Source organism: Candidatus Aquicultor sp., assembly GCF_054640775.1.
This window is the reverse complement of record NZ_JBTSLF010000266.1, coordinates 1-3,070: the sequence shown is the minus strand read 5'-3', so window position 1 is coordinate 3,070 and position 3,070 is coordinate 1. Positions and strand designations below refer to the sequence as shown.

Sequence of the window (3,070 nt, the reverse complement as noted above, 5' to 3'; positions counted from 1 at the left end):
CCACCGGATAAGTCTCCACGCGCTGAAATCCGTCCAGGCTTAAATAGGCTACCGGTCTTCCTTCCCGAGCTGCTTCGCGCGAGGCCTGGGCGGAAATTTCTTTTATCTTTCCTTCTATGGGACTGCATAAAGAAGCCCCGATAGCCCCGCCTCGCCATGTATTAGCCTTTTCTTCTAAAACATCAGGATAGTCTTTGACGGGGCCCTTTTGATAAGTTTTTCCCGTGCTGCAGGAGGAAACAAGTAATGAAGATACCAGGACGCCCAACAAAAAAAAGAATACGGTCACAGAACGAATCATAAAATAACGTTTCCCTGTTTTACTTTTTTTGCATCTGTTTCATCATTTCCCGCATATCTCCACCCATGACTTCGCTCATGCTGTTGACCTTCTTGTAGTCTTTGGGGACTTCAAACATAGCGGCCGTGGCGGCACCGACTTTGATTTCTTTCATTTCAGAAGTAAATTTTTCCGGGCCCCCTTCTCTTCTTTTGTTTTCAGGAATGACCACTTCATTTTTAATAGGCAATCCTCCCAAATCCTGGGCCTCCCAAAGAACCGAGGTAAATTTATCCTGCGGTTTTTCTTTGTTATAAAAAACGGCATTGTACTTGACACAAGGATGCCCGTCTATGGTATCCGACCCGATTTTCTTCTTATCAATGACCACATTGGGGTTATAAATCGAAGGAACCCTTTCCTGGGTAGCCTGTTCAAAATAGGTCTTGTTTTTGGTATTCATGGTGACGGTCTTTTTTTGATCCATATAACTTATGGTCACCAGACCGCCGAACATTATATTTTCTACACGGGACTTATTTCCCATTTTGGCCATGGGCATAGACATGCCCATAAAATTCATTTTGCAGGTAAAGTTGTCCGGGGGGGCCGCCAGGGCGAACGCGGAAAATAGAAAAAAGATAAAAACGCCTAATCCAATCATCATAACCGGTTTCGTTTGTGATTTCATAAAGACTCCTTCTAATGGTTTTTTTGAAATAAAGAATTAACTTAGCTGTTTGAAAAAGCATTTACAAATCCCTTTCGCCCTCCTTTTTTGAAAGGGAGGAGAAAGACTTCCCCCTTTCAAAAAGGGTGATTGAGGGGGATTTTAACTCTAATGTTGCCTTGAAAAGGTTTAATTATTTAAACCTAAACCGCCATGCCCCGCCTTTTGGGGCGTGGCACCACGAAACATGAAAATAGACCGGATCAGCGGAAGATCTAGAAATCTATTTTTGTACTAAATTGATACAAAATAACTAGTTCTCATCCGGAAAAGAACTTTCCGGATGGAAACTAAACTAGATTATCGGTCGAGCCGGCCTTCGATCTCGGCCCAAATCTCTTCACGGCCCTGGCCGGTTTTGGCTGAAAAAAATAGGGGTTCGCCCGGCGGATCCTCCAAACTAGTAAAAATGTCTTTCCGGGCCTTTTTCCAGGAACCCCGACCCAGGGTATCCGATTTAGTCAAGACAATTAAGTATTCCAACCCATTAACCCGAATTGATTGAAAAAAGGCCTTATCCTCCTGGCTGGGGATACGGCGAATATCCAGCAGCAAGACCACCAAGGTCAGATTACTTCTCGTTTTTAAATAAGTACCAATGGACTCCTGATAGCTCTTAATCACCTCCTTGGATGCCCGGGAAAAGCCATACCCCGGCAAGTCAACCAGCATAAAGGTATCATTGATCAAAAAAAAATTCAAGGTACGGGTTTGACCGGGGGTGCGGCTGGTCCGCACTAAGGCTTTTCTCCGTACTAAAGTATTGATCAGGGAGGATTTGCCTACATTGGAACGACCGGCAAAGGCTATTTCCGGGAGGGTGGATTTAGGATAATGATCAGGCTTTAAGGCGCTTTTAACGAATTCCGCAGAACGTATGATCATCCCAGTAGCTCATAAATTTCATCTAAGGACATTTCCCAACTTTCAATAGGGGTTCGGTTTATAGGACACGTGTTGCGGGTTACTGGTTGCTCGTTGCTTGTAAAAAACAAGTAACCAGAAACGAGTAACAGTACCACTTCAAATATCTTTGGATATGATTTTATATTCTTCCCGTTGTAAATAAATCCGGAGTCGTTCCATCCCTTCTTCGATCCGTTCGATGGAATTGGCATAAGTGAATCTGAGATACCCTTCGGCACCGGAGCCGAAATCAATCCCCGGGGTCACCCCCACCTTGGCTTTTTTCAGGATATCGAAGGCCAGTTTATAAGAATCGGAATGAAAGGCTTTGGCATTGGCCAGGACGTAAAAGGCCCCGGTAGGTTCGACCTTCAGACCAAATCCCAGCGCCTTGAGCCGGCTGATCATTACCTTTCGACGTTGGTTATATAAATCACACATCCGAGCCACATCCGCCTGGGCCTGGGTCAGGGCGGTGATACCGGCCCATTGGGCCACTGAGTTGGCAGAAATAAAAAAATTCTGATGAATCTTTTGTAAAGGACGAATAAAATCCTTGGGGGCGATCAGGTAGCCCAATCGCCAGCCGGTCATAGCATATAGTTTTGAAAAGCCGTTTAATACAAAGGCCCGGTCGGTAAATTCCAGAATGGAATGTTCCTGACCCTCGTAGACCAGCCCATGATAAACCTCATCCGAAATGATATAAGGATCATTCCGGGCCAAATCCTTCATCCGGTCTTCCGACAGAAGCGTTCCGGTAGGATTAGAGGGGGAATTGATGAAAATCCCTTTGGTGTTTGGTCCTATACGTTTTTTGATTTCCTCCGGATAGTATTGAAAACCATCTTCTTCATACACCCGAACCTTGACCGGAGTTCCCTGAGCGAATTGGATGAAATTAGGATAACAGGCATAATGGGGGTCGGAGATAATGATCTCCTGCCCGGGTTCCAACAGGGCTGAAAAGACCATAAACATAGCCGGTGAAGTCCCGGAGGTAATGATAATTTGATCCGGAGATATGGTGACCCGGTACTGCCGGAAATAGTGGGCGGATATGGCCTCTCTAAGTTCAATGATTCCCCGGCTGTCGGTATAATGGGTTTTCCCTTCTTTTAGAGCCCGGATGGCGGCCTCTTTAATACACTCCG

4 protein-coding genes are annotated in these 3,070 nt (G+C 45.4%); all 4 read right to left on the bottom strand.

What is annotated here, in order from left to right; all coding sequences use genetic code 11:
- Positions 1-301, bottom strand: a 301-nt coding sequence (locus tag ACYC56_RS13900; RefSeq protein WP_461374770.1) for a hypothetical protein, incomplete at its 3' end; no start/stop codon positions are given.
- Between the two features lie 19 nt (positions 302-320).
- The gene (locus ACYC56_RS13895; protein WP_461374769.1) at positions 321-863 is read right to left on the bottom strand and encodes a hypothetical protein; all 543 of its coding nucleotides are present in this window, start codon (positions 861-863) and stop codon (positions 321-323) included.
- A 447-nt stretch (positions 864-1,310) separates the two neighbouring features.
- Entirely contained in the window at positions 1,311-1,895 is a 585-nt protein-coding gene (gene yihA, locus ACYC56_RS13890; protein WP_461374768.1) for a ribosome biogenesis GTP-binding protein YihA/YsxC, read from the bottom strand.
- 138 nt (positions 1,896-2,033) lie between these two features.
- Positions 2,034-3,070 (bottom strand): pyridoxal phosphate-dependent aminotransferase (locus tag ACYC56_RS13885; protein ID WP_461374767.1); only part of this gene is annotated, 1,037 nt, incomplete at its 5' end.

Excerpts from the sequence above, each read along its gene's own strand:
- yihA (WP_461374768.1), bottom strand. The coding sequence starts at position 1,895 with ATGATCATACGTTCTGCGGAATTCGTTAAAAGCGCCTTAAAGCCTGAT.
- ACYC56_RS13895 (WP_461374769.1), bottom strand. The coding sequence starts at position 863 with ATGAATTTTATGGGCATGTCTATGCCCATGGCCAAAATGGGAAATAAG.